Genomic DNA, 20,423 nt, shown 5'->3' with positions numbered 1-20,423 from the left:
CATATTCTTGGCATCTATAGACAATTGATTTTAGATTAAAAAAAGGAAAATTATAGTGTTTTCCTTTTTTGTAGCTATTGTTTAAAAAAATTTTGGCCACTGGTTTTTGAGCTTCTTTGCTAGAGAAATAATCTTGTCCCTTTCTTCGATACGGTACACAATATAGAAATCCAAGTTTGCTTCTGGGTCCTTAATCGGCAAAAGCTGCCGGCGCTGGGTAGCTAGAGTTTTAACATCAATACTGAGGTTGGTTCCAAAATGCGGAAAGTTGGTATGGTCAAGAATTTCATGAAAAGCTTCTCGATCACGCTGATAGAGAAATTTTGAGTGGGGCATTTTTTTCTGGATAATATCACTCCAAATACCGATATTTTCAAGGAGAATGAAGCTCACTCCATCCATCTCAGCGAAAGTGCTGCTCTTCTTATCAGAAGAAATAGTAAGAGTATCAACTAGAAAGGCCAGTTTTTCTCTTCCTAAATAGAGAGATTCCAGTGTTTGGCTATGGATTTCTTGATTGGAGATGATGGCATCAAATTCCAATTGCTCTAGTCCATGCTCTATAGAGGAAATGGAAATATTGTCTGGGGAAATATCAAATATTTCCTCGGAAAAGCGTTGAAGAAACAAGCGAGGGCCGGGTTCAGTAGCGGCAATTTTCAGCATGGAGTTTTTGGAGTTAAATTGCTGAATTTTTTGGACAAAGTCGTCCTCGGCTTGCAGCAGCTTTTTTGCCTCTTGGACTGCTAAGAGTCCAGTTTCAGTCAGCTCAATTTTATTTGGTTTGCGGTCAAAAAGGACAACTTCTAACTCTTCTTCTAACTTTCGCATTCCTCGAGTAACGGTCGGTTGAATGATTAAGAGATGTTCGGCAACTTCTGCTAGGGTTCCGTATTGTTCAAATGCGATGAGTTGCTTTAGTAACTGTCGGTTCATATCCACCTCCATGAGTATTCGCTATCTGTATACTATCATACAAAAGAAGTAATTTTCAAGTGGCAAGGTTGGGAGTATAATATGGTTAGCAATTAAAGAATGGAGACAAGAAGATGAACTATACAACTTTAAACAATGGAATTAAAATGCCCATGGTTGGTTTTGGAGTATTCCAGATTCGTGACGACGAAACTACTCAAAAGGCGGTAGAAGAAGCCATTAAAGTAGGTTACCGCTTGATTGACACCGCTCAATCTTACGGGAATGAAGAAGCTGTCGGAAAAGCCATAAAATCGTCTGGCGTACCCCGGGAGGAATTATTTATTACAAGCAAGCTTTGGATTTCGGATATGAGCTATGACGGTGCAAAAAAGCTTTTGCGGAATCGCTGTCTAAACTTGATTTAGACTATATAGACCTCTATTTACTCCATCAGCCGGTAGGGGATACATTTGGTGCATGGAAGGCTTTGGAAGAGCTCTATAAGGAAGGGAAAATCCGTGCTATTGGGGTTTCTAACTTTAAGCCAGATCAAATAGCTAATCTCTCCCTTTTCAACGAAATCACGCCTGCCGTTAATCAAATTGAGCTACATGTTTTCCACCAAAAAGAAGCTGAAGTTGCGTATCTAACTGGGAAAGGAATTCAGACTGAGAGTTGGGGAGCTTTTGCGGAAGCTAAGTTTGATGTCTTTACAAATCCGGTGCTAATGGAGATTGCTGCAAAACATGGTAAAACAACTGCTCAGGTTATGTTACGTTGGCAGCTGCAACGAGGAATTGTATCTTTGTCTAAGTCTGCGACTTTAGAGCGTATTCGCCAAAATTTTGATATTTTTAATTTTGAATTGACAGAAGCAGATATGGAAGAAATTAAAACTATAAATAAGGATGCAACGGTATTCGCAGAGCACAATGAAGCTAGTACAGTCGAACTCCTAGCAGGCTTTATTGGAAAAACGTTTTGAGGAAAGGTAGAAATTTATAAAAATAGTAGCACTAAGCAGAAAAAACTAGCTTCAGAATTATTTCTGGAACTAGTTTTTTGTAAATATTTTTATTGGTATTTAAGTCTTTTTTGTCCATACACTTCGAGTAAAGACCAGGGAGAGTTGTGCCAGAGCCACAAATGCTGCTCCCACATACCAGTAGGGCATATCCAGCGTCGTAGAGCGGCCAGACAGATTGACGATACCACGGAAGAGCATGCCGACTGTCATGATGGCTACAGCTGAGTTCCAGAGGTTGAGGCTGAGCCGAGAGAGATTAGGGATGACCTTCATGAAGAGCAGGAGTAGGATGGCGCCCGCTAGAGGAATGACAAAGAGATAGTGCATGTGGCTAGATGTTTCGCCGAAACTGAAGGATTCATAGATTCTGCTAAAAGCAAAGAAGAAAATAGTTAATAGTACGTAGATAAGGGCTGTTTTTCTAAAACGTCTTTTGCTGGGATTAGTAACCGATGTAGACAATATCACTCACCGACCTTTCTGAGATAGTATTTCCGTTGGTTGTAGGTTTGTTAATGACCTGACCGTTAAAGTAAAGTGTAGAGGAGCCGCCACCGTCAAGGTTATAGGCAGTCTTGACACCGTAAGATTTCATGATTTCTGCCATCTGGTAGAGGGAAAGTCCCTCACTTTCTGAGGTTCGTCCGTCTGAAACGATGATGATGTAGTGGTTTTCATCAATGATACCGATAGCTGTCCGAGGATTGGAAGACATGGACTGGCCGACTTCGGAGTTGGTATCAACGGCAATTTCGCCATTTTCTACAAGAGATGGGCCGAAGGCCAGGAGATTGACCACACCGTCTTTGACCAGTTGATCGGCAGAGACTTGATCTTCATAGATAATCTTGAAGGAGCCGTCTTTGTAAATAGCCAAATCACCATTGCTGGAGTCTTCTCGGACGGTATTGCGGTAGACGACGCCATTGCGGATGACATAGCCAGTCGTATTGGCCCCGTAGTAGTCGCCGTTAATCGCTAGGATAGCATTGTTGTTGGCGGCCGTTTCCGAGGTCTTGGCGGTGACATTGTTTCCGTAGGTATTTTGGGCAAAGGCCGTTTTTAGATATTCTGATGAGCTGACGGTCACATCAGCGATGTAGACTTGGGTGTTGCTGACGGTCTTTTCAGTTAGCGTAACCGAGATGTTGTCGTCTGAATAGCTGGTATCCGTCACAGTCGCTGTTTCGGCAGCCTTGCTGGCAGCCTCGGCATTGGACGATGAACTCGTACTTGAAACCGTGGAAATGGTCTCTGCGATGACAAAGGTTTTCAGCATGGAGTAGCTGAAAGAAGCTATCAGAAGCAGCCCGAAAATGGAGGCGTAGACATAGCGTTTCTTTAAAAATTTCATGATGCGGTGTGAGTCCTTTCCTTAAAAATAAATCTCTTTTGCACCATCCAGGAGACGGTAAAGAGCAAGATGCCGACGATGATTTTGACAATCAGAAGATTAAGACCAAAGACAGCATAGAAGAGGCGAATCAGCAGTGTGTCTAGGATAAAGAGCACTACAGCTAGGCTGAAATAGCCAGTTCCTGTCTTGAGTATACTGTCGTCGTTCTTAAAGACCAGCCTTTTATTGGTCGAATAGTTAAAGATTGAGCTGGTCACGCGGGCAATCCCGTTAGCTAGAAGTATTCTCAGGCTGGTTGGCACAGCGGCTAAAAACAAGAGAGCCAGTGCGTAAACAATGTAGTCCACGACGAAGCTGCTGAGAGAAGTCAGGGCAAATTTGAAAATATTTTTATAAATCATGAGTCCATCCCGAATTGGTCGGAAGTGCGAGCCTTGATTGTCATTGATATAGACCGTCTCAATAGGCACTTCCAAAATGGGATATTCCTTGCTGGCTTCTAGGAGCATGTTCATTTCATACTCATAGCGCTGCCCCTCTATCTTTAGCATAAATGGAATCATGTTGGTCGTAAAGGCTCGTAAGCCTGTCTGAGTATCGGAAACATCCACCCCAGTCTGAAGCTTGAAAAGAGCCCGAGTCAGACTATTGCCGAAGCGGCTGCGCAGAGGCACTTTGCCAGTAAAGGCGCGTGCTCCCAGAATCAGCCGATTGGGATTTTCAGAAGCCTTTCTCGCTACGCGGAAAATATCCCAGACCTTGTGCTGGCCGTCCGCATCTGCTGTTACCACCGTTCCGTATATCTTCAGTGCTTGGATAAAGGTAAAAGCAGTTTTCAGCGCTTTCCCCTTGCCTTGATTGATCTGATGACGGAGCACGGTCGCGTACTGCTCTGCCTGCTCAAAGACTATCTGGCATTTGGAAGAGCTGCCGTCATCGATAACAATGATATGAAAATCACTTTTCTGGTGAATTTTTTTTATCAGCTTAATAAGATTATAATCAGGCTCATAGGCCGGAATCACTAGATAATCCATATCCATACCTCTTTCTTAGATGATTTTTAGAAAGTATACAGACTGCGGCTTAAAGATTCCTAATATAAGTTAGTTTTAAGGAAATGTTAACATTTCTTTAAGGAAAGAGCATAGGGAAAATAGGATAGAAATGCCGGTGGGGAGAGGATTAGAGAGACTTTGCGAAATGAATGTTAGAGTATGACAAGGGACTTATGTGGATACTTCTAAAAATAGGTCATTACGATTTTTGCAATTAATTGGTATATCTTAAATGTAGAATATTAAGAAAACATATTCCTGTAATACCAAAAAACAACCCTGACGGTTGTTTTTTTATTATTATTACTCCCCTCCCAATTCTTCCTGATCAATTTTATGGGCTGTTCGGTAGGCTTGGTAAAAGATAAAGACAGCCAGAGCAGTCATAGCTGGTACGATGATTGGGATATCTGTTTCGATAGCAGTCAGCGGTGAGTTCCAGAAGAAGTGGAGAACGAAGGCTGCTAGGAAGTAGAAGAGCCCCACTCGGAAGTAATTTTTCTGAGTTTTGGCATAGCGTAGCATGAGAGCTAGACCGAGAGTGGTCAGGGCGGTGTAGAGCCAGTGAGAGGCAATGCCGCCAGTGATACGTCCTAGGATACCAGAGATGGTGAAGGAGAAGCCTTCGGGCAGGTCAGAGAGGATGTAAGAGAAGTCCTCGCTAATCTGAAAGCCCATGCCAGCCGTAATCCCCAGCATCAAGAAGGATTTGAGTTTTTTGACTGGGACTAGATAGACAGCGAAGGCAACTGCCAACAGCTTGAGGGGTTCTTCAACCAGCGGAGCTGCGATGGCATTTTCTAGGTCACTGAGCAGAGTATTGGGGAAGCTGGTGCTGACCCATTCGTGGATATAGGTATTAGCCAAGCCAGAGGTCCAGCCAGAAATGAAAAGGCCACCTAGCAGAGCTACACCAAGACTAAGTGCAGGCGTCTGCCATTTTTTTCCCAGTTGACGAATCAAGAGCAGGGCAGGGACGATATAGAGCAGAGCCAAGAGGGCTGACAGTCCGACAATCCCATAGGAAGTACCTGACATACTGCCAGTAGTATAGGCTTGTGTCTCGTATTCTAAGCCAATCGCGCTCAGAAGGAGAAAAATGAAAAGAACAATATTTTTCTTCATAAGTAACTTTCTAAAATTTTATTTTTCATCCTAGTATAACAAAAAAATCTTACATAAAACCAATTTAAAAACTGGAAATTAAGGGCTAGTATAATACTTTACTTGCCAAACTGTCTCTTTTTGTTTATATTAGTTCTATAAGGTTTCTTGGAGGCGTTTGCATGTCGAAAAATCTGTTGAGGTTGAAATTACTAGGAAGTCCGAGTGTCTTTCTCAATCAGGAGGAAGTCTTTTTTCCTTTTGCCAAAATCAATGCTCTGCTTTACTATCTTCATATCAATGGTGCAGTCAATAGAGAAGAGATTGCAGGAATCCTCTGGGAAAATAAGGATAATCAGACCGCCAAAAAGAATCTGCGCAACACGATTTATCAAGCTAACAAGCTACTAGGTGGGGAGTGGATTGTCGCTCCCAACCGGACTGTGCTGTCGCTTAATCCCGAGTGTGCGATTGAAAGTGATGTAGAACTTTTTACGAACCATCCTGCAGAGCATCTGTCTCTCTATCAGGGTGATTTTCTGCAGGGCTTCTATCTCAAGGGCAGCGAGGCCTTTGATTACTGGGTGTCTAAGATGCGGACGCGATATGAGCAGCTTTATATCCAAGCCTGCTACCAACAGCTGGAAACAGAAAAAGACCAGCTGGATTTGGAAGAGGCTGAGCGGAATTTGCGTCGCTTGATCAGCATTGATGAGTTTGATGAGAAGAATTATCATCTGCTCATGAAGCTCTATCAGGATAATGATCGTCCTGGCAAGGTGATTGAGACCTATTATAAATTGGTCAATATTTTAGATAAGGAACTGGGCATTAGTCCTACGGAACCTATTCAGCAACTATATCATGAGGTGCTTGCCAAGGACCGTAGCGAGCGTAAGACCAAGCAGTTTCTGCGCAATACCGACCACTTTTTCGGGCGGGTCAATGAAATCAAGCGCTTGGAATCTTATTTCTCCAAAGTGATAGAGGCTCAGGAGGCGCGTGCTCTGGTCCTAGTCGGTGGTACTGGTATCGGAAAGCGGACAGTGACTCGTCAAGTACTGGCCAATCAGACCAAGTATTTCCAGATTGTCATGGCTGAGTGCTTCAAGGAAGAGATGAAGACAGAACTGCAGCCTTGGCGTAGCTTGCTGGACGGCCTTGGCGACTTGGTTATTCAGCACCAGATTCTCTCTATCAGCCAGTGGCAGGTCATTTTGGAGAGTTATTTTCCCATTTTGACAGGCGGCACTTCTGGTCTTCAGTTGGATGCGGACAAGCTGGCTCAGTTTGTCGTGGATATTCTGCAAAAGATTTCTAAGAAAAAAGCTTTGATAATCTTGATTGAGGACTGTCACTGGATGGATAAGGCCAGCGTTGCTGTATTGGAGCAGGTCATGAATCATTTAACTGGTTATCCTGTGGCCTTTGTGATGACCAAGCATCTGAGCACCCCTTCTTATTTGGAACATTTTTTCAATCACCTGCTGGTACGCAATAAGCTGGGCTTTATTGAGCTGCAGCCGCTGAATTTTAAGGATAGTGCGGCTTATTTGCAAGCCCAAACGGGGCATTTATCCATATCTGAAGAAGGCCTTGAGGATATTTATCGGGTCAGTCAAGGTATCCCTTTCTTCCTATCAGAGTATGCTGAGCAGCTCCTGCGAGGAGAGAAGTTTCATCCGCTGACTCCGGCTATTAAGGCTAAGCTGTCTCTGAAGCTGGATTATTTAAGCAGCCAAGAGGAGGAGTTGGTAGACTATCTGGCTTGCTTTAGGGCTCCTGCCTCGGTTTCGCTCTTAGCCAGACTGCTAGGCCTTCAGATGGAAGAAGTGGTCGAAATCACTGAGGGGGTTGGACAGAAGCAGCTGTTGATGGAAGAGGAGCAGGGCGAGGAATTGGTAGTGCGGTTCAGCCAGGAGCTTTTGAGAATCTACGCCTATGATAGCCTGTCACTTGCTAAGAAGCGAATGCTGCATCACCAGATTGCCCAAGGCATGGAAGACCAGCTGGGAGACTCTCTCCATCATGCCCAGCTGCTCAATGAAATCGCCTATCACTACAAGATGTCCAAGCAGCCGATTAAGTCTCTGGAGTACGAGCTGCATTATCTTGAGGCCACCTTGCAGTTTCATCACGAGCTCTTTCCGATTTATTCGCGGGAATTTGGCTTCATCGAAAAGACGGATGGTAGCAATCAGTCAGCGGTTTTAGACCAGTTTGACCGTATCCGTCGGGAGATAGAGGGTTTAGAGAGAAAACACCAGAATCACAAGGATTTTCAGCTTTTGCTTCTTCGCTTTCTCTATCTAGAAGGGCGCTATGCCATTCGGACGGGGAATTACCAGCAGGGAATGGACAATATCCAGCAGGTGATTATTTCGGCCAAGGAGCTGCAGCAGATGGATTTTCTCTTAGAAGGCTATCGGCAGATGATTTATTACTGCATCCAGACGGAGAATATCTCTGAGATGCGCTACTATACGGAGTTGGCTCTAGATGCTTCGGTCCAGGCCAACAATCACGAGGCCATTGCTATCAACCTTCGGCTCAAGGGGCTCTATCATCTCATGATTGGAGATGAGGAGCAGTCGCTTCACCATCTCTACCAGTCTATTGATTGTTTCAGTTTGACAGCTTCGCTGCGTTCCAAGTACTCAATTCAGATTGCGGCGGCTCTAGACTATCTGGCAGAGATAGAGCAGATTCGCGGAAATTTCACGACTGCGCTGACCCATCAGAAGGAGGCCATTAAGCTGACGGAAAATAAAATAGCAGAGCCTTCGATTTTTGCTTTCTACATCGGCTTGGGTATGACCTATTATCAGCTGAAAGATTATGAGCAGGCGGAGCGGATTTTCCTCAAAGCTAAAACAGCCTTGAAATCTCTCAGCTTCCCTTGGAAAGAGACCCAGTTGGAAGTGTATTTGGCCTTGATTGGCTGTGAGAAGAGAGATTACCAGCCAGTGCTTGATCTGCTTCGGAAAAAGGATAGCCTCATCAGCCGCTATGGCAATCCGCGGGACAAGGGGCTAATCTACTATCTGATGGCTGTGATTAAGTATCGCCTGCTGACTGGCAGTTTGCAGCAAGCAGACTTTGAAGACTTGCTGGATCAGGACTTTGAGACCTACTATGAAACGGCTAAGAGCCAGCTCAATCCTTACCGTGACCGGCACCAGCTAAAGGAATTGGAAAACTTGCGTCAGGGCTTGAACAAAAAATAAGAGAGGATGAAAGCTATCTTCATCCTCTTTTTAATATTTAAAATAGCCAAAAATCTATCAATCATGTGCTTGCGCCCAGACTTGGGTCAGGTAAAAGACAAAGCAGGCTGCCAGATTGGCCGTATGGCTGTCTATATCGTGAGGCGGAGAGACTTCGACGATATCAAAGCCGATCAGTTTGCCTGACGCTGCGATGTGCTGGAAGACTAGAACAGCTAGATTAGGGTCCACACCCAGTGACTGAATGGCGCTGACACCGGGAGCGGCACCAGCTGCGAAGCAGTCAATATCAATGGTCAAATAGACCTGCTCCTTGCCGGCTAGAAAAGTATCGACCGCCTTGCAGACTTCCTTGTAGCCCATTTGGTAAATATCCATTCCAGTCAGAAACTGGATGGCCTTGGATTTTGCCACAAAGTCAAATAGAAAGAGATTGTTATTGTGCTCCTGAATTCCTAGGATAAGGTAGTTAAAGGCCTGCTTCTGAGCCAGAGTGTCATCGAACATCTGGCGAAAACCGGTACCGGAGTTGGGACCAGTCTGGTCATAGGGACGCAAATCAAAGTGGGCATCCATATTGATAACGGCCAAGTCTTGGTCAGGTGCTAGTGACGACTTTAGGCCCAGATAGTGGCCATAGGCTGTTTCGTGGCCACCCCCTAGGACAATAGGCCGGAGATTGAGCTCTCGCAGGCGTTTGACTGCCCGAGCCAAGCTTTGCTGCAGCTGCTCTAGAGAGCGGTTAGGTCCGTCAATATCGCCAACATCAAAGACGCGGATATTTCTGCCCAGATGCCAAGGAAGCTTGGCCAGCTGAGTTCGGATGGCTTGTGGTCCTTCGACAGCCCCCACTCGGCCGTGGTTGATATATACCCCTTTGTCACTCTTGAAGCCAATTAGGGCAAAGTTGACGCGGTCAAAGGGTTTTAAGTTAGGGTCATTTAAGTCCAAAAACTCAATAACCATCCCCCACTTGGCAGCATATAAATCATCATCCAGTCTCTTATGATAGTAGCTGTTATCTAGCTGATAGTAATCTTCTAACATGATTTTGTCCTTTTCCATAACGATACTTGCGACTTTATTATAAGAGTTTCCGCCAAGCCTGTCAATGACTTTTGGCGGGAAAAGAAGCCCAGCTGCATGAGAGTGGGCTTCTTAGGTTAGCTTTTTTACAGAGTCATCAGCTTTAGAACTGAATGCTCAAGTCCACAGCCTTTTCAACGGCTGCTAGGAATTCTTCGTTTTCAATCAGCTCAGAAGCCTTGTTGAGCTCTTCATAGATTTCGATATCCTTGTCAAACTCGATAAAGCGGACATGCTGACGGAAGAGGTCGTAGGCTGGCTTGGTTCCCTTACCAAGTTCATGGTTTTCTGGTTTCAGATCCAGAGCTTGGCAGGCGGCCATGATTTCTGTTGCTACGATGCGGCGAGAATTCTTGAGAATTTCAGCTGCCTTGCGTGCTGCAGTAGTTCCCATGCTGACAAAGTCTTCTTGGTTTTCACAAGATGGGATAGAGTCTACGCTGGCTGGATGAGACAAGACCTTGTTCTCAGAAGCAAGCGAAGCACAAGCATACTGGGTAATCATAAAGCCAGAGTTGAGGCCAGGGTGTTTGACCAAGAAGGATGGAAGCTTGCTCAGTTGACTGTTGACCAGACGTTCCACACGACGCTCGGATACATTACCGATTTCAGAAATAGCGATGCCGAGGAAGTCGAATGGCTGTGCCATTGGTTCTCCATGGAAGTTACCGCCTGAGATGACATGACCTTCCTTGGTGATGATAGGGTTGTCTGTAACGGAGTTGATTTCAATCTCAACCTTGGCCTTAACATAAGCTATAGAGTCCTTGCTGGCACCATGAATCTGCGGAATACAACGCAGGGTGTAAGGGTCTTGGACCCGTTGTTGAGTGGCTACGGTTGTGTTGCCACTGCCTTCCAGAAGGTTGCGGATATTGCGGGCTGTAGCTAGCTGACCGCTCTGAGGTCGAATGGTGTGTAAGTCTTCTTCAAATGGACTGGTAATACCATTATGGACTTCCATGGAAAGAGCGCCAGCGACATCTGATAGTTTAAGCAGCTTGATGGCATCGTAGGTAGCCAGAGCTCCGATACCTGTCAGGACAGTCGTTCCGTTAATCAGCGCCAGCCCTTCCTTGGCTGCTAGAGCAATTTTCTCAATACCAGCCTTGTCCAAAGCTTCTTGCCCAGAGAGCAGTTGGCCTTGATAGTAAGCGCGACCCAGTCCTAGCATAGGCAGAACCATATGAGCTAGTGGTGCTAAGTCACCAGAGGCACCGAGAGAGCCTTTTTCTGGAATGTAAGGGACTACGCCTTTATTGAGCAATTCCAGAAGTTTTTCGACAGTGGACAAACGAATACCAGAATAACCCTTGACCAAGGAATTAATCCGAATTAACATGATAGCACGGACTGCATCTTCAGGTAGGGGATCGCCATAGCCTGAGGAGTGCGTACGAATTAGGTTTTCTTGCAGCTGCGTCGTATCTTCTGGTGAGATGCTGACATTGCAGAGAGAGCCAAATCCAGTTGTAACACCGTAGACTACCCGCTTTTCGCGGACGATGTCATCCACGATTTTGCGTGAAGCTTCTACAGCTTTCTTAGCTTCTTGGTCGATTTCGCAAGTGGCTCCATGACGAGCCACTGCAATGACGTCTTCAAGTGTTAGACTGTTTCCGTCTAAGTGAATCAATTTTGACATATAGAATCCTCCATTATGGGATATAATGCTTTGAGTTAGTCAGGGTTAGTAGGAACCTGTTTTCGGCCGTGCATCAGGAAGTATACTAAGCTGGCCACAGCTGCTCCAATGACACCGTAAACGACGTTCATCGGATTATCAGCAACAATCATAATCAGGCTGACAACAACAGCTAAGACTGGGATGATAGGGCCGAATGGTACACGGAAGACAACCTTCTTTTCTGGATACATTTTTCTGAGTTTCAAGACCGCCAAAGCAGTTGGAATGTATTGGAAGAAACGGAAGACCACGCTGAGGGTAGCCAATTCTTCAAATTTACCAGAGAAGAGTAAGGCGATAGAGAATGCTCCAGAGATCAAGATAGCAAATACAGGAGCGTTTTTAGAGTTGGTTTCTGCAATTTTCTTAGGCAGCAAACCTTCTTCTGCGATGGCAGCTCCAAAACGCGGTACCATGATGGATTCCCCGATATTAAGACCGGCGATAGAGATGAGGGCTCCGATAGAAACAATCCAAGCGCCAGCAGGGCCAATCATTTCGACAAAAGCATCTTGTACAGAAGCATCTGTTTGTAGGATACGGCTGCCCAGCATGGCGATGGTTCCAGCGATGATGAGCATGTAGAGGATAGAAACGATACTGATAGATCCGAGAATGGCGCGAGGCACATTCTTTTCTGGGTTGCGCATTTCACCGGCAACGATCGACATGGTTTCAAATCCAATGAAGCCGTAGAAGATATAGACAGCTGTGTTGGCAACAGCAGTCATGACATTGCTTCCAGGTTCAAGCTGTAGGAAAGGAGTGAAGTTTCCTTTGTCTACACCGCCTTTGATAAAGAAGATAGCACATGCTGCAAAGGCAATGATTGGAATGAGCTTAGCTACTGTTGCAGCCAGCGTGAAAAACTTAGAGGTTTTCAAACCGGCAATATTCATCAAGCTAAGCAAGATAATCAAAGCGATACTAAGCAAACGCTCGTAAGGAGTGAAAGCTGGGAAGGTAATGATAAAGAGTCTGGCAAAACCGGCAGCCATAGCTGACCAAGCGATACCAGTCACGACCCAGCCTAGGAAACCAACATTAAATCCGATAAAGTCTCCAAAGGCAGCCTTGGAATATTGGAAGGCTCCGCCATTTTTATTAAAATAACCAGCAGTTTCTGCCAAGCAGACGGCTAAGAGAATAACGAGGAGGGCAGTTCCAAGCATGACAGCTAGAGAGGCAGGACCAAGTCCTTTATAAATCTTTTGCGGTAGGAGGAAAATCCCTGAACCGATAACGGCATTGATACCGTAGAGTGTTGCACCGGAAAAGCTGAATTTCGCTTTTTCCTGTTCTCGTTCTTGTGCAGTGAGTTTAGTTGCGTCCATAATAATGTTTCTCCTTTAGAGATATGGGATCCTTTCCAAGTAAAGATAGAGTGGTGACAAGTCATCTTGGTATCTTTACTTAGTAGGGATGTGGGTCAAACCAGCCCAAATAGCAAGGGGCGTTCCCTTTGGCTGGTTACTCGAAAACATTATATGCAGCTCAGTTTCCTGAGTCTCTTTTTCCACTATCAGAAGCTGCTCTGCCTCTAGATTAAGCACTGGCAGGTTTGTTCCTGTCACCGTCAAATTACCTAAGGCATAGATAAATTGAATTTCGTCATCTCGGCTAATCTCTTGCCCATTTGAGATAGCAATCATCTGTCCCTGATAATGGTTGCTGTAGATTAAGTTAAAGTCGGTACAAGTTCCACGACTTGTGATAGAATCACTCCCTTCAAAGACATAGGGAGTAAAGGGAGCTAGAACCGTTTCCTCCTGCCGGCTGGCATTGTGGAGATGAAGTGTGTGGTCCAGGCTCATGAGAATGCGGTGAAAGCCGCTGAGGTCAGAAAACTGACTTTCAGCCAACTCCACAGTCGCTGTTGAGAGTCGATAGTCAAAGTCACGCTTGCCATAGTGGCCAGTTGGCGGGGAAAGATAAAGCCGTTTTGTCTTTCCCCCCGACCAATCGGAAACTTGAAAATCATTTACTCTTAGAAGGGTTACATTTGTCATTTTTGGTATTTATTAGAACAAACCGCTGATATTGCCGTCTTTGTCAACATCAATCTTTTCGCTGGCTGGTACTTTAGGCAGTCCTGGCATGGTCATGATTGCACCAGTCAAAGCAACGATAAAGCCTGCACCAGCAGAAACTTTGAGCTGGCTGATAGTCACGACAAAGTCTTTAGGCGCACCTAACTTTTTAGCATCGTCTGAGAAGGAGTACTGAGTCTTAGCCATACAGATAGGATAGTTGGAGAAGCCCAGCTCTTCCAGTTGTTTGAGTTCGCGTTTAGCAGCAGGAGTCAGGCGAACGCCCTTGCCTCCATAAACCTTAGTAACAATTTTGTTGAGCTTGGTTTCAATGGAGTCCTCTTCATTATATACAAATTGGAAGTGATTGTCTCCTTCGGCCAGTTCAACGACTTTTTCAGCCAACTCTTTACCGCCGGCTCCGCCATTTGCCCAAACGTCGGAAATCACTACGTCAACTCCGCGTTTTTGGCAGGCGTCATAAACTGCTTGCAACTCTGCTTCGGTATCCAGCGGGAATTTATTGATGGCAACGACTGCTGGCAATCCATAAACATCTTGAATGTTTTCCAGATGTTTTTCCAAGTTTGGCAGACCATCTACAACAGCTTGGACATTTTCTTCAGCCAAATCACTCTTAGCCACACCACCGTGCATCTTGAGAGCGCGGATGGTAGCAACCAGAACTACAGCCGATGGACGAAGACCAGATGTTCGGCATTTGATATCGATGAATTTTTCAGCACCAAGGTCAGCACCGAAACCAGCTTCTGTGACAGCATAGTCGCCATATTTGAGAGCCAGTTTGGTCGCCAGAACACTGTTACAACCGTGGGCGATGTTGGCGAAAGGTCCGCCGTGAATCAAGGCTGGTGTGTGTTCCAGAGTTTGAACCAAGTTTGGATGTATAGCATCTTTGAGTACAGCAGCCATAGCACCACCAGCTTTTAAGTCCTTGGCAGTTACTGGCTTACCTTCAAAGCTGTAGCCAATGATAATCTTTTCCAAACGGTTCTTGAGGTCAGTGATATTTTCTGACAGACATAGAATAGCCATAACCTCAGAAGCAACTGTGATGTCAAAACCATCTTCACGTGGAACACCGTTGGCCTTGCCCTGCAAGCCATTTACGATGTGGCGCAGTTGCCGGTCATTCATATCCACTGCCCGCTTCCAAGTGATGCGGCGAGAGTCGATGCCTAAGGCATTGCCATGATGGATGTGGTTATCAATGAGGGCCGCCAGTAGGTTGTTGGCAACACCGATAGCGTGAAAGTCACCAGTGAAGTGGAGGTTGATGTCCTCCATCGGCACCACCTGAGCGTGACCACCGCCAGCAGCTCCGCCTTTGATACCAAAGACAGGTCCAAGTGAAGGTTCCCGCAAAGCGATAACGGCTTTTTTACCGATAGCAGCTAGTGCATCGACCAATCCAACAGAAGTCGTGGTCTTGCCTTCTCCTGCTGGTGTCGGAGAAATAGCTGTCACGAGAATCAGTTTGCCGTCTGGTTTGTCTTTGAGGGCTTCCAGCTCGCCTGCACTGATTTTTGCCTTGTAATTTCCATAAAGAGACAAGGCATCTTCAGCAATTCCTAGCTTTTCTGCTACCTCTTTGATGGGCTTCATTTGAACCGAATTCGCAATTTCAATATCTGATAAAACCATATTGTTACCTCTTGAGAAAAGGAAGTCCATTCATGGGAAAGAGTGGGCTTCTCTTCCGTTTATCTATTAGACAACTTTCAAAATTTCTTGATAAATTTCATCTGCTAGAGCGCAGCCTTTTTGTAGGAGCTCTTCCCCCTTGCTGCGGTAGTCTGCGACGAATGCTTCGTCCTTAACACCTGATAGGTTGATGAGGACATTGAGCCAAGCCCCTTGCAGGCCAGCCTTAAGCTTGAGAGCTGCTACTCCCAGGTCACTGGCAGCATTGGTATTGGACTTGCCAACAGCTTTTTGAGTTGTTTGCAGGGCAGCTAAGATGTCTTCCATCATGCCATAAGGTGACTTGGTCGCTTCTTTGAGGGCTTGTTGCATCGCTTCCCGACGGGCAGCCTTGTCTTCCTCTGTCTCCTTAGGCATATCAAAGACGGCGGAGACCAGATTGAAGGCTTCAGTATCCTTGTCGATAGCTGTGAGCAGGCTTTCTTGGAGGCGGGCACTTTCTGCATGCACTTGAGCAATTTCTGCTTCAAATTCTGCGTATTTTTTCTTGCCAAGGGTTAATTCACAAACCATCTTGGTCAGGGAAATACCGTTCGCTGCGGAAAGAGCAGCGGCAGAGCCGCCTCCTGGTGCAGGAGCATCTGAGCCTAGGACTTGGGCAAATTCTGTCAAGCTTAAATCTACTAATTTCATAGGTTTCTGTCCTCCTAGCCCAGCAAATGGTTTTCCAGAACTTGCTTGCCATAGTCAAAGTCTTCGATTTGCAGATAGTATTCTGCTGCGTCAATCAAAGCCTTAGCTGGAGCCAAACCGATGACTTCTGAGCCGAGGATTCCAACTCCGTAGCGTTTGGCTTCAAAGCGAACTGTTTCAAAGACGCGATAGAGTGGGAATTTTTCCAGATTGACCATGTTGATAGAAACCTGAGCAATGTTGCGGTCTTCCAGCATCACACCGATAGCTTTACAGTACTTGTAACCACCGCTTGATCCACGGATGACTTTGGCAATATTGTTGGCAATTTCCAGATTGTCTGTATCCAAGTTGATGTTGTAGGCAATGAGCGGCATTCTAGCTCCGACAGCAGTGACACCAGCAGTTGGGTGAATCTTTCTTTCGCCGTAGTCAGGTGCCCAGTCAGCTTCCAAGAGTTTTTCAGGCATGCCTTCAAACTGTCCTTTACGAACCTTGGCCAAGTTCTTGCGCTCTGGACGAGTCGCTGCATCTTCATAGAGGAAGATAGGGATACCGAGCTCACGATTGATTCGCTCAGATACGGTCTTCGCAATTTCTACGCATTCCTCACTTGTGATGTCCTTGATAGGTACAAAAGGCAGGACATCAGTTGCGCCCATACGAGGGTGTTCACCCTGGTGCTTGGTCAAGTCAATATTTTCAGAAGCGTATTTTACCAAACGGAAAGCAACTTCCTGAATGTTTTGGTCATCACCGACCAAGGTAAAGACGCTGCGGTTGTGGCTGGCATCAGAAGAGTGGTCCAAAAGTGTCACTCCTGGCACGCTCTTAGCTGTTTCCACTAGACCGTCAATGACCGCTTGGTTGCGGCCTTCAGAAAAGTTAGGAATACATTCAACAATTTTTGCCATAAGATATTACCTCGTGATATCAATAATTTTAATTTATAATATGAACTTAATAAAGCAGAACCTCCTCCTGAGCTAGGCTGAGCCCAGTCCAGGTCGGAAGTTGGGAGACAAGTTTTTCCTATTCGAACAATTTCTTAACAGATTCTTTGACCAAATCTTCATCAGTTAAGTACGGAATGGTGATGTGGTCTGTTCCTTGGTGGAGACGGTTGTATTCGATAGCTGTCTCAATAGCATGCTCATTGCGAGCCCAGTTACGACGAGCGACTCCGCCAATTGTATCCCAAGCGATAGCAGATTTGATGATTTCATCGATGCGTTCGCTGCCGTCCAGTACCAAGCCAAAGCCACCATTGATTGCTTTACCGATACCAGTTCCGCCACCGTTGTGGAGAGCTACCAGACTCATACCGCGAGCTGCATTACCAGCATAACATTGCACAGCCATGTCGCAGGTAACGTTAGATCCATCTTTAATATTAGAAGTTTCACGGAATGGAGAGTCAGTACCAGATACGTCGTGGTGGTCACGGCCGATCATGACAGGGCCAATCTTGCCTTCGCGCACTAATTCATTGAACTTGAGGGCGATATTGACACGTCCCATACAGTCTTGGTAGAGAATCCGAGCCTGGGTTCCAACAACCAACTGGTTCTTTTCTGCATCACGGATCCAGTTGTAGTTGTCGCGGTCTTGGTAGCGGCGGTTAGGGTCAATCACTTCCATAGCTGCATGGTCAGTAGCGACTAGGTCTTCGTGCTTACCGCTCAGACATACCCAACGGAAAGGACCATAACCATAGTCAAAGAGCATTGGCCCCATGATATCTTCTACATAAGAAGGCCAGATGAAGCCGTCTTTGTCGTCAAAGCCGTTCTTAGAAATTTCCTTGATGCCAGAGTCATAGACTGCCTTCATAAAGGCATTACCGTAGTCAAAGAAGTAGGTGCCGTTGTTAGTCAAGGTCTTGATTGCCTTGAAGTGACGTTCCAAGGTTTGGTCAACCAACTTAACAAAGGTTTCCTTGTCTTCAGCTAGGAGGCGAGTCCGCTCTTCAAAGCTGATACCAGCTGGACAGTAGCCGCCGTCATAAACATTGTGGCAAGAAGTTTGGTCGGACAGCAAATCGACATGGATATTGTTCTCGTTGACATATTCTAAGAGGTCTACGATGTTACCATGGTAGGCGATAGAAGTGGATTCGCCAGCTTCTAGAGCTTTCTGAGCCAAGTCAATTGCTTCTTTTGGACTTTCGGCTAATTGGCTAATCCAGCCTTGGGAGTGACGAGTTTCAATCCGAGAATAGTCTACCTCTGCCACGATTGCTACAGCTTTAGCAATTTCGGCCGCTTTCCCTTGAGCTCCACTCATGCCACCCAGACCAGAAGAGATAAAGAGTTTACCGGTTAGGTCACCGTCATCAGCTACACCCAGTTTCAAGCGCCCAGCATTGAGAAGGGTGTTGAAAGTACCATGGACGATACCTTGAGGACCGATGTACATCCAGCCACCGGCTGTCATTTGACCGTAGTTGGTCACGCCCATTTCTTCTGCAATTTCCCAGTCTTTCATATTGTCGTATTCACCGACTAAGAGACCATTGGTGATGATGACACGCGGAGCTTCTGGTTTAGATTTAAAGAGGCCAACAGGGTGACCAGATTCTACAACCAAAGTTTGATGGTCGGTCATCACTTCCAAATATTTTTTAATCAAATTATACTGCATCCAGTTAGCGCAGACAGATCCAGTTTCCCCGTAAGTAACCAATTCATAAGGATAGAGGGCGATTTCAAAGCTCAGGTTGTTGTCAATCATGACCTGCATAGCCTTAGCTGCGGTACAGTTTCCTTTATATTCATCAATTGGTTTACCATAGATGCGTTCTTTTGGACGCCAGCGGTAGCCATAAATCCGTCCACGAGTTTTCAATTCTTCCAAGAATTCTGGAATCACTTCTTCGTGGAATTTTTTTGGAATATAGCGAAGGGCATTTTTTAGAGCGATTTCTGTTTGCGCCTGAGTGAGACGGAAGCCCCGGTCAGGTGCACGGCGGATGCCTTCTTGGAAAACCGTTTTTTCAGGTAATACATCGTCTAATTTGACGGTCATTGCTGCTGCAATTTCATTTTCACTAAAGTATGACATGAAGATTCCTCCTTATTAAGTCAAGTATAAAATATGTTTCGACCTTATTTTATAAGACCCCCGTCCATAAAAAGTCAAGAAAAAAACATAAAATAGAAAAAAAGAGAATTTCCTATTTTTTAAAAGCTTTTGACTATAATTTGACGATAGTGTATTATGATGAAAAGCAAGTAAAAATGTTAGAAATAAAATGGAGGAAGAAACATGACTGCTGATTTACTATTAACTCACTTTAATCAAGTCTTTTGTCCTAATGATCTTGGGCACCCCCTTTTTGGAGCGGAGATGAAGGAAGCTCGAGTGTTAGAAGACGGCTACATTGCAGTCAAAGACGGAAAAATCTTAGCTGTTGGCAGCGGAGAACCAGATGCTAGTCTGATTGGACCAGATACTAAGATCCAGTCTTATGAGGGTAAGATTGCTACGCCCGGCTTAATCGACTGCCACACTCACTTGGTCTACGGTGGCAGCCGGGAGCATGAATTTGCTAAGAAATTAGCCGGTGTTCCTTATCTGGAAATTCTTGCTCAAGGTGGCGGAATTCTCAGTACAGTTCGAGCAACGCGAGAAGCTTCTTTTGAAAATCTGTACGATAAATCTAAGAAGTTATTGGACTATATGTTGCTGCATGGGGTGACAACGGTTGAGGCCAAGAGTGGCTATGGTTTGGACTGGGAAACAGAGAAGCGCCAACTAGATGTCGTTGGGGCTCTGGACCGTGACCACGAGATTGATCTCGTTTCGACCTTTATGGCTGCCCATGCCGTTCCACCAGAATATAAGGGACGTTCTCAGGAGTATTTAGAGCTCATCGTCGAGGAAATGTTGCCTAGGGTAAAAGAAGAGAATCTAGCTGAGTTCTGTGATATTTTCTGTGAAAAAGGCGTCTTTACAGCTGACGAGTCACGCTACCTGCTTTCTAAAGCTAAGGAGATGGGCTTCAAACTTCGTATCCATGCTGATGAAATCGAGTCTATCGGCGGGGTGGATGTAGCGGCTGAGCTAGGAGCAACCAGTGCGGAACACTTGATGATGGCGACTGATGATGGCATTCGCAAGATGGCAGAAGCCAAGGTTATCGGCAATCTCCTGCCAGCGACTACCTTCAGTCTGATGGAAGATACCTATGCACCAGCCCGCAAGATGCTGGAAGCTGGTATGGCCATCACTCTGACTACCGACAGCAATCCAGGCTCCTGTCCAACAGCTAACCTGCAGTTCGTTATGCAGCTTGGTTGCTTTATGATGCGTCTGACGCCAGTGGAAGTTCTCAATGCCGTAACCATCAATGCGGCCTACTCAGTTAACCGTCAAGATAGGATTGGTAGCTTTGATACTGGCAAGCAGGCTGACATTACCATCCTAGATGCTAAGAATATTGATTATCCACTTTATTTCTTTGCGACTAACCTGACCCATCAGGTTTACAAGGCAGGAAAACTGGTCGTCGATCAAGGAAGAATTGTCTAGCCTCTCTACAAACGAATCGTATTTTTCGGACTCTCTCT

Annotated in this window: 15 protein-coding genes and 1 pseudogene; 3 read left to right on the top strand and 13 right to left on the bottom strand. The window is 45.6% G+C overall.

The annotated features are described in order from the left end of the window. Positions 1 to 81: 81 nt before the first annotated feature. The gene (locus MK370_RS11120) at positions 82 to 936 is read right to left on the bottom strand and encodes a LysR family transcriptional regulator (RefSeq protein WP_268685293.1); all 855 of its coding nucleotides are present in this window, start codon (positions 934 to 936) and stop codon (positions 82 to 84) included. Positions 937 to 1,049: 113 nt separating this feature from the next. Here MK370_RS11120 and MK370_RS11115 point away from each other — a divergent pair. Next, positions 1,050 to 1,903, top strand: a pseudogene (locus tag MK370_RS11115) (aldo/keto reductase). 99 nt (positions 1,904 to 2,002) lie between these two features. On the opposite strand, the gene MK370_RS11110 reads toward MK370_RS11115, so the two are convergent. The 4 genes from MK370_RS11110 to MK370_RS11095 all read right to left on the bottom strand — a co-directional run bounded on the left by MK370_RS11110 (position 2,003) and on the right by MK370_RS11095 (position 5,485). Then, complete coding sequence (locus MK370_RS11110; protein WP_268685292.1) at positions 2,003 to 2,407, bottom strand: hypothetical protein; 405 nt, start codon at positions 2,405 to 2,407, stop codon at positions 2,003 to 2,005. Continuing rightward, positions 2,388 to 3,299, bottom strand: a complete 912-nt coding sequence (locus tag MK370_RS11105; protein WP_268685291.1) for a phosphodiester glycosidase family protein — start codon at positions 3,297 to 3,299, stop codon at positions 2,388 to 2,390. Before MK370_RS11105 ends, MK370_RS11110 begins: the two co-directional genes overlap by 20 nt. Beyond that, entirely contained in the window at positions 3,296 to 4,345 is a 1,050-nt protein-coding gene (locus tag MK370_RS11100) for a bifunctional glycosyltransferase family 2/GtrA family protein (protein WP_268685290.1), read from the bottom strand. Before MK370_RS11100 ends, MK370_RS11105 begins: the two co-directional genes overlap by 4 nt. Positions 4,346 to 4,663: 318 nt before the next feature. Then, the gene (locus MK370_RS11095; RefSeq protein ID WP_268685289.1) at positions 4,664 to 5,485 is read right to left on the bottom strand and encodes a PrsW family intramembrane metalloprotease; all 822 of its coding nucleotides are present in this window, start codon (positions 5,483 to 5,485) and stop codon (positions 4,664 to 4,666) included. A gap of 161 nt (positions 5,486 to 5,646) precedes the next feature. On the opposite strand from MK370_RS11095, the gene MK370_RS11090 reads away from it, so the two are divergent. Continuing rightward, positions 5,647 to 8,691 carry an AAA family ATPase gene (locus MK370_RS11090; RefSeq protein WP_268685288.1) on the top strand — a complete coding sequence of 1,015 codons (3,045 nt, stop codon included), beginning with the start codon at positions 5,647 to 5,649 and terminating at the stop codon, positions 8,689 to 8,691. Between the two features lie 57 nt (positions 8,692 to 8,748). Here the strand turns inward: MK370_RS11090 and hutG are convergent, their stop codons facing one another. The 8 genes from hutG to MK370_RS11050 form a co-directional block, all read right to left on the bottom strand. Next, a complete protein-coding gene (hutG, locus tag MK370_RS11085) occupies positions 8,749 to 9,738 on the bottom strand; it encodes a formimidoylglutamase (protein ID WP_326845095.1) in 990 nt (329 codons plus the stop codon). A 142-nt stretch (positions 9,739 to 9,880) separates the two neighbouring features. Further along, the gene (hutH, locus tag MK370_RS11080) at positions 9,881 to 11,422 is read right to left on the bottom strand and encodes a histidine ammonia-lyase (RefSeq protein ID WP_268685286.1); all 1,542 of its coding nucleotides are present in this window, start codon (positions 11,420 to 11,422) and stop codon (positions 9,881 to 9,883) included. A gap of 35 nt (positions 11,423 to 11,457) precedes the next feature. Then, entirely contained in the window at positions 11,458 to 12,798 is a 1,341-nt protein-coding gene (locus tag MK370_RS11075) for an APC family permease (RefSeq protein WP_268685285.1), read from the bottom strand. A 75-nt stretch (positions 12,799 to 12,873) separates the two neighbouring features. Continuing rightward, positions 12,874 to 13,473, bottom strand: a complete 600-nt coding sequence (locus MK370_RS11070) for a HutD family protein (protein WP_268685284.1) — start codon at positions 13,471 to 13,473, stop codon at positions 12,874 to 12,876. Positions 13,474 to 13,485: 12 nt separating this feature from the next. Further along, positions 13,486 to 15,159 carry a formate--tetrahydrofolate ligase gene (locus tag MK370_RS11065; protein WP_268685283.1) on the bottom strand — a complete coding sequence of 558 codons (1,674 nt, stop codon included), beginning with the start codon at positions 15,157 to 15,159 and terminating at the stop codon, positions 13,486 to 13,488. Positions 15,160 to 15,225: 66 nt separating this feature from the next. Next, complete coding sequence (locus tag MK370_RS11060) at positions 15,226 to 15,852, bottom strand: cyclodeaminase/cyclohydrolase family protein (protein WP_268685282.1); 627 nt, start codon at positions 15,850 to 15,852, stop codon at positions 15,226 to 15,228. A gap of 14 nt (positions 15,853 to 15,866) precedes the next feature. Then, positions 15,867 to 16,766: a glutamate formimidoyltransferase gene (ftcD, locus tag MK370_RS11055; RefSeq protein ID WP_125373398.1), complete on the bottom strand. Its 900-nt coding sequence runs from the start codon at positions 16,764 to 16,766 to the stop codon at positions 15,867 to 15,869. A gap of 118 nt (positions 16,767 to 16,884) precedes the next feature. Continuing rightward, positions 16,885 to 18,915 (bottom strand): urocanate hydratase, encoded by a 2,031-nt coding sequence (locus tag MK370_RS11050; protein ID WP_268685281.1) that lies wholly within the window; start codon positions 18,913 to 18,915, stop codon positions 16,885 to 16,887. 204 nt (positions 18,916 to 19,119) lie between these two features. On the opposite strand from MK370_RS11050, the gene hutI reads away from it, so the two are divergent. Beyond that, the gene (gene hutI / locus MK370_RS11045) at positions 19,120 to 20,385 is read left to right on the top strand and encodes an imidazolonepropionase (protein ID WP_268685280.1); all 1,266 of its coding nucleotides are present in this window, start codon (positions 19,120 to 19,122) and stop codon (positions 20,383 to 20,385) included. Positions 20,386 to 20,423 lie beyond the last annotated feature (38 nt).

Source organism: Streptococcus sanguinis (assembly GCF_026781265.1).
Taxonomy (GTDB): Bacteria; Bacillota; Bacilli; order Lactobacillales; family Streptococcaceae; genus Streptococcus; species Streptococcus sanguinis_T.
This window is presented reverse-complemented; position numbering and strand designations above follow the sequence as displayed.

What these genes read in the sequence shown, in the direction of transcription:
- MK370_RS11120 (WP_268685293.1), bottom strand. Translation starts at nt 936, where the DNA reads ATGAACCGACAGTTACTAAAGCAACTCATCGCATTTGAACAATACGGA.
- MK370_RS11105 (WP_268685291.1), bottom strand. Translation starts at nt 3,299, where the DNA reads ATGAAATTTTTAAAGAAACGCTATGTCTACGCCTCCATTTTCGGGCTG.
- MK370_RS11100 (WP_268685290.1), bottom strand. Translation starts at nt 4,345, where the DNA reads ATGGATATGGATTATCTAGTGATTCCGGCCTATGAGCCTGATTATAAT.
- MK370_RS11095 (WP_268685289.1), bottom strand. Translation starts at nt 5,485, where the DNA reads ATGAAGAAAAATATTGTTCTTTTCATTTTTCTCCTTCTGAGCGCGATT.
- MK370_RS11090 (WP_268685288.1), top strand. Translation starts at nt 5,647, where the DNA reads ATGTCGAAAAATCTGTTGAGGTTGAAATTACTAGGAAGTCCGAGTGTC.
- hutG (WP_326845095.1), bottom strand. Translation starts at nt 9,738, where the DNA reads ATGTTAGAAGATTACTATCAGCTAGATAACAGCTACTATCATAAGAGA.
- hutH (WP_268685286.1), bottom strand. Translation starts at nt 11,422, where the DNA reads ATGTCAAAATTGATTCACTTAGACGGAAACAGTCTAACACTTGAAGAC.
- MK370_RS11075 (WP_268685285.1), bottom strand. Translation starts at nt 12,798, where the DNA reads ATGGACGCAACTAAACTCACTGCACAAGAACGAGAACAGGAAAAAGCG.
- MK370_RS11070 (WP_268685284.1), bottom strand. Translation starts at nt 13,473, where the DNA reads ATGACAAATGTAACCCTTCTAAGAGTAAATGATTTTCAAGTTTCCGAT.
- MK370_RS11065 (WP_268685283.1), bottom strand. Translation starts at nt 15,159, where the DNA reads ATGGTTTTATCAGATATTGAAATTGCGAATTCGGTTCAAATGAAGCCC.
- MK370_RS11060 (WP_268685282.1), bottom strand. Translation starts at nt 15,852, where the DNA reads ATGAAATTAGTAGATTTAAGCTTGACAGAATTTGCCCAAGTCCTAGGC.
- ftcD (WP_125373398.1), bottom strand. Translation starts at nt 16,766, where the DNA reads ATGGCAAAAATTGTTGAATGTATTCCTAACTTTTCTGAAGGCCGCAAC.
- MK370_RS11050 (WP_268685281.1), bottom strand. Translation starts at nt 18,915, where the DNA reads ATGTCATACTTTAGTGAAAATGAAATTGCAGCAGCAATGACCGTCAAA.
- hutI (WP_268685280.1), top strand. Translation starts at nt 19,120, where the DNA reads ATGACTGCTGATTTACTATTAACTCACTTTAATCAAGTCTTTTGTCCT.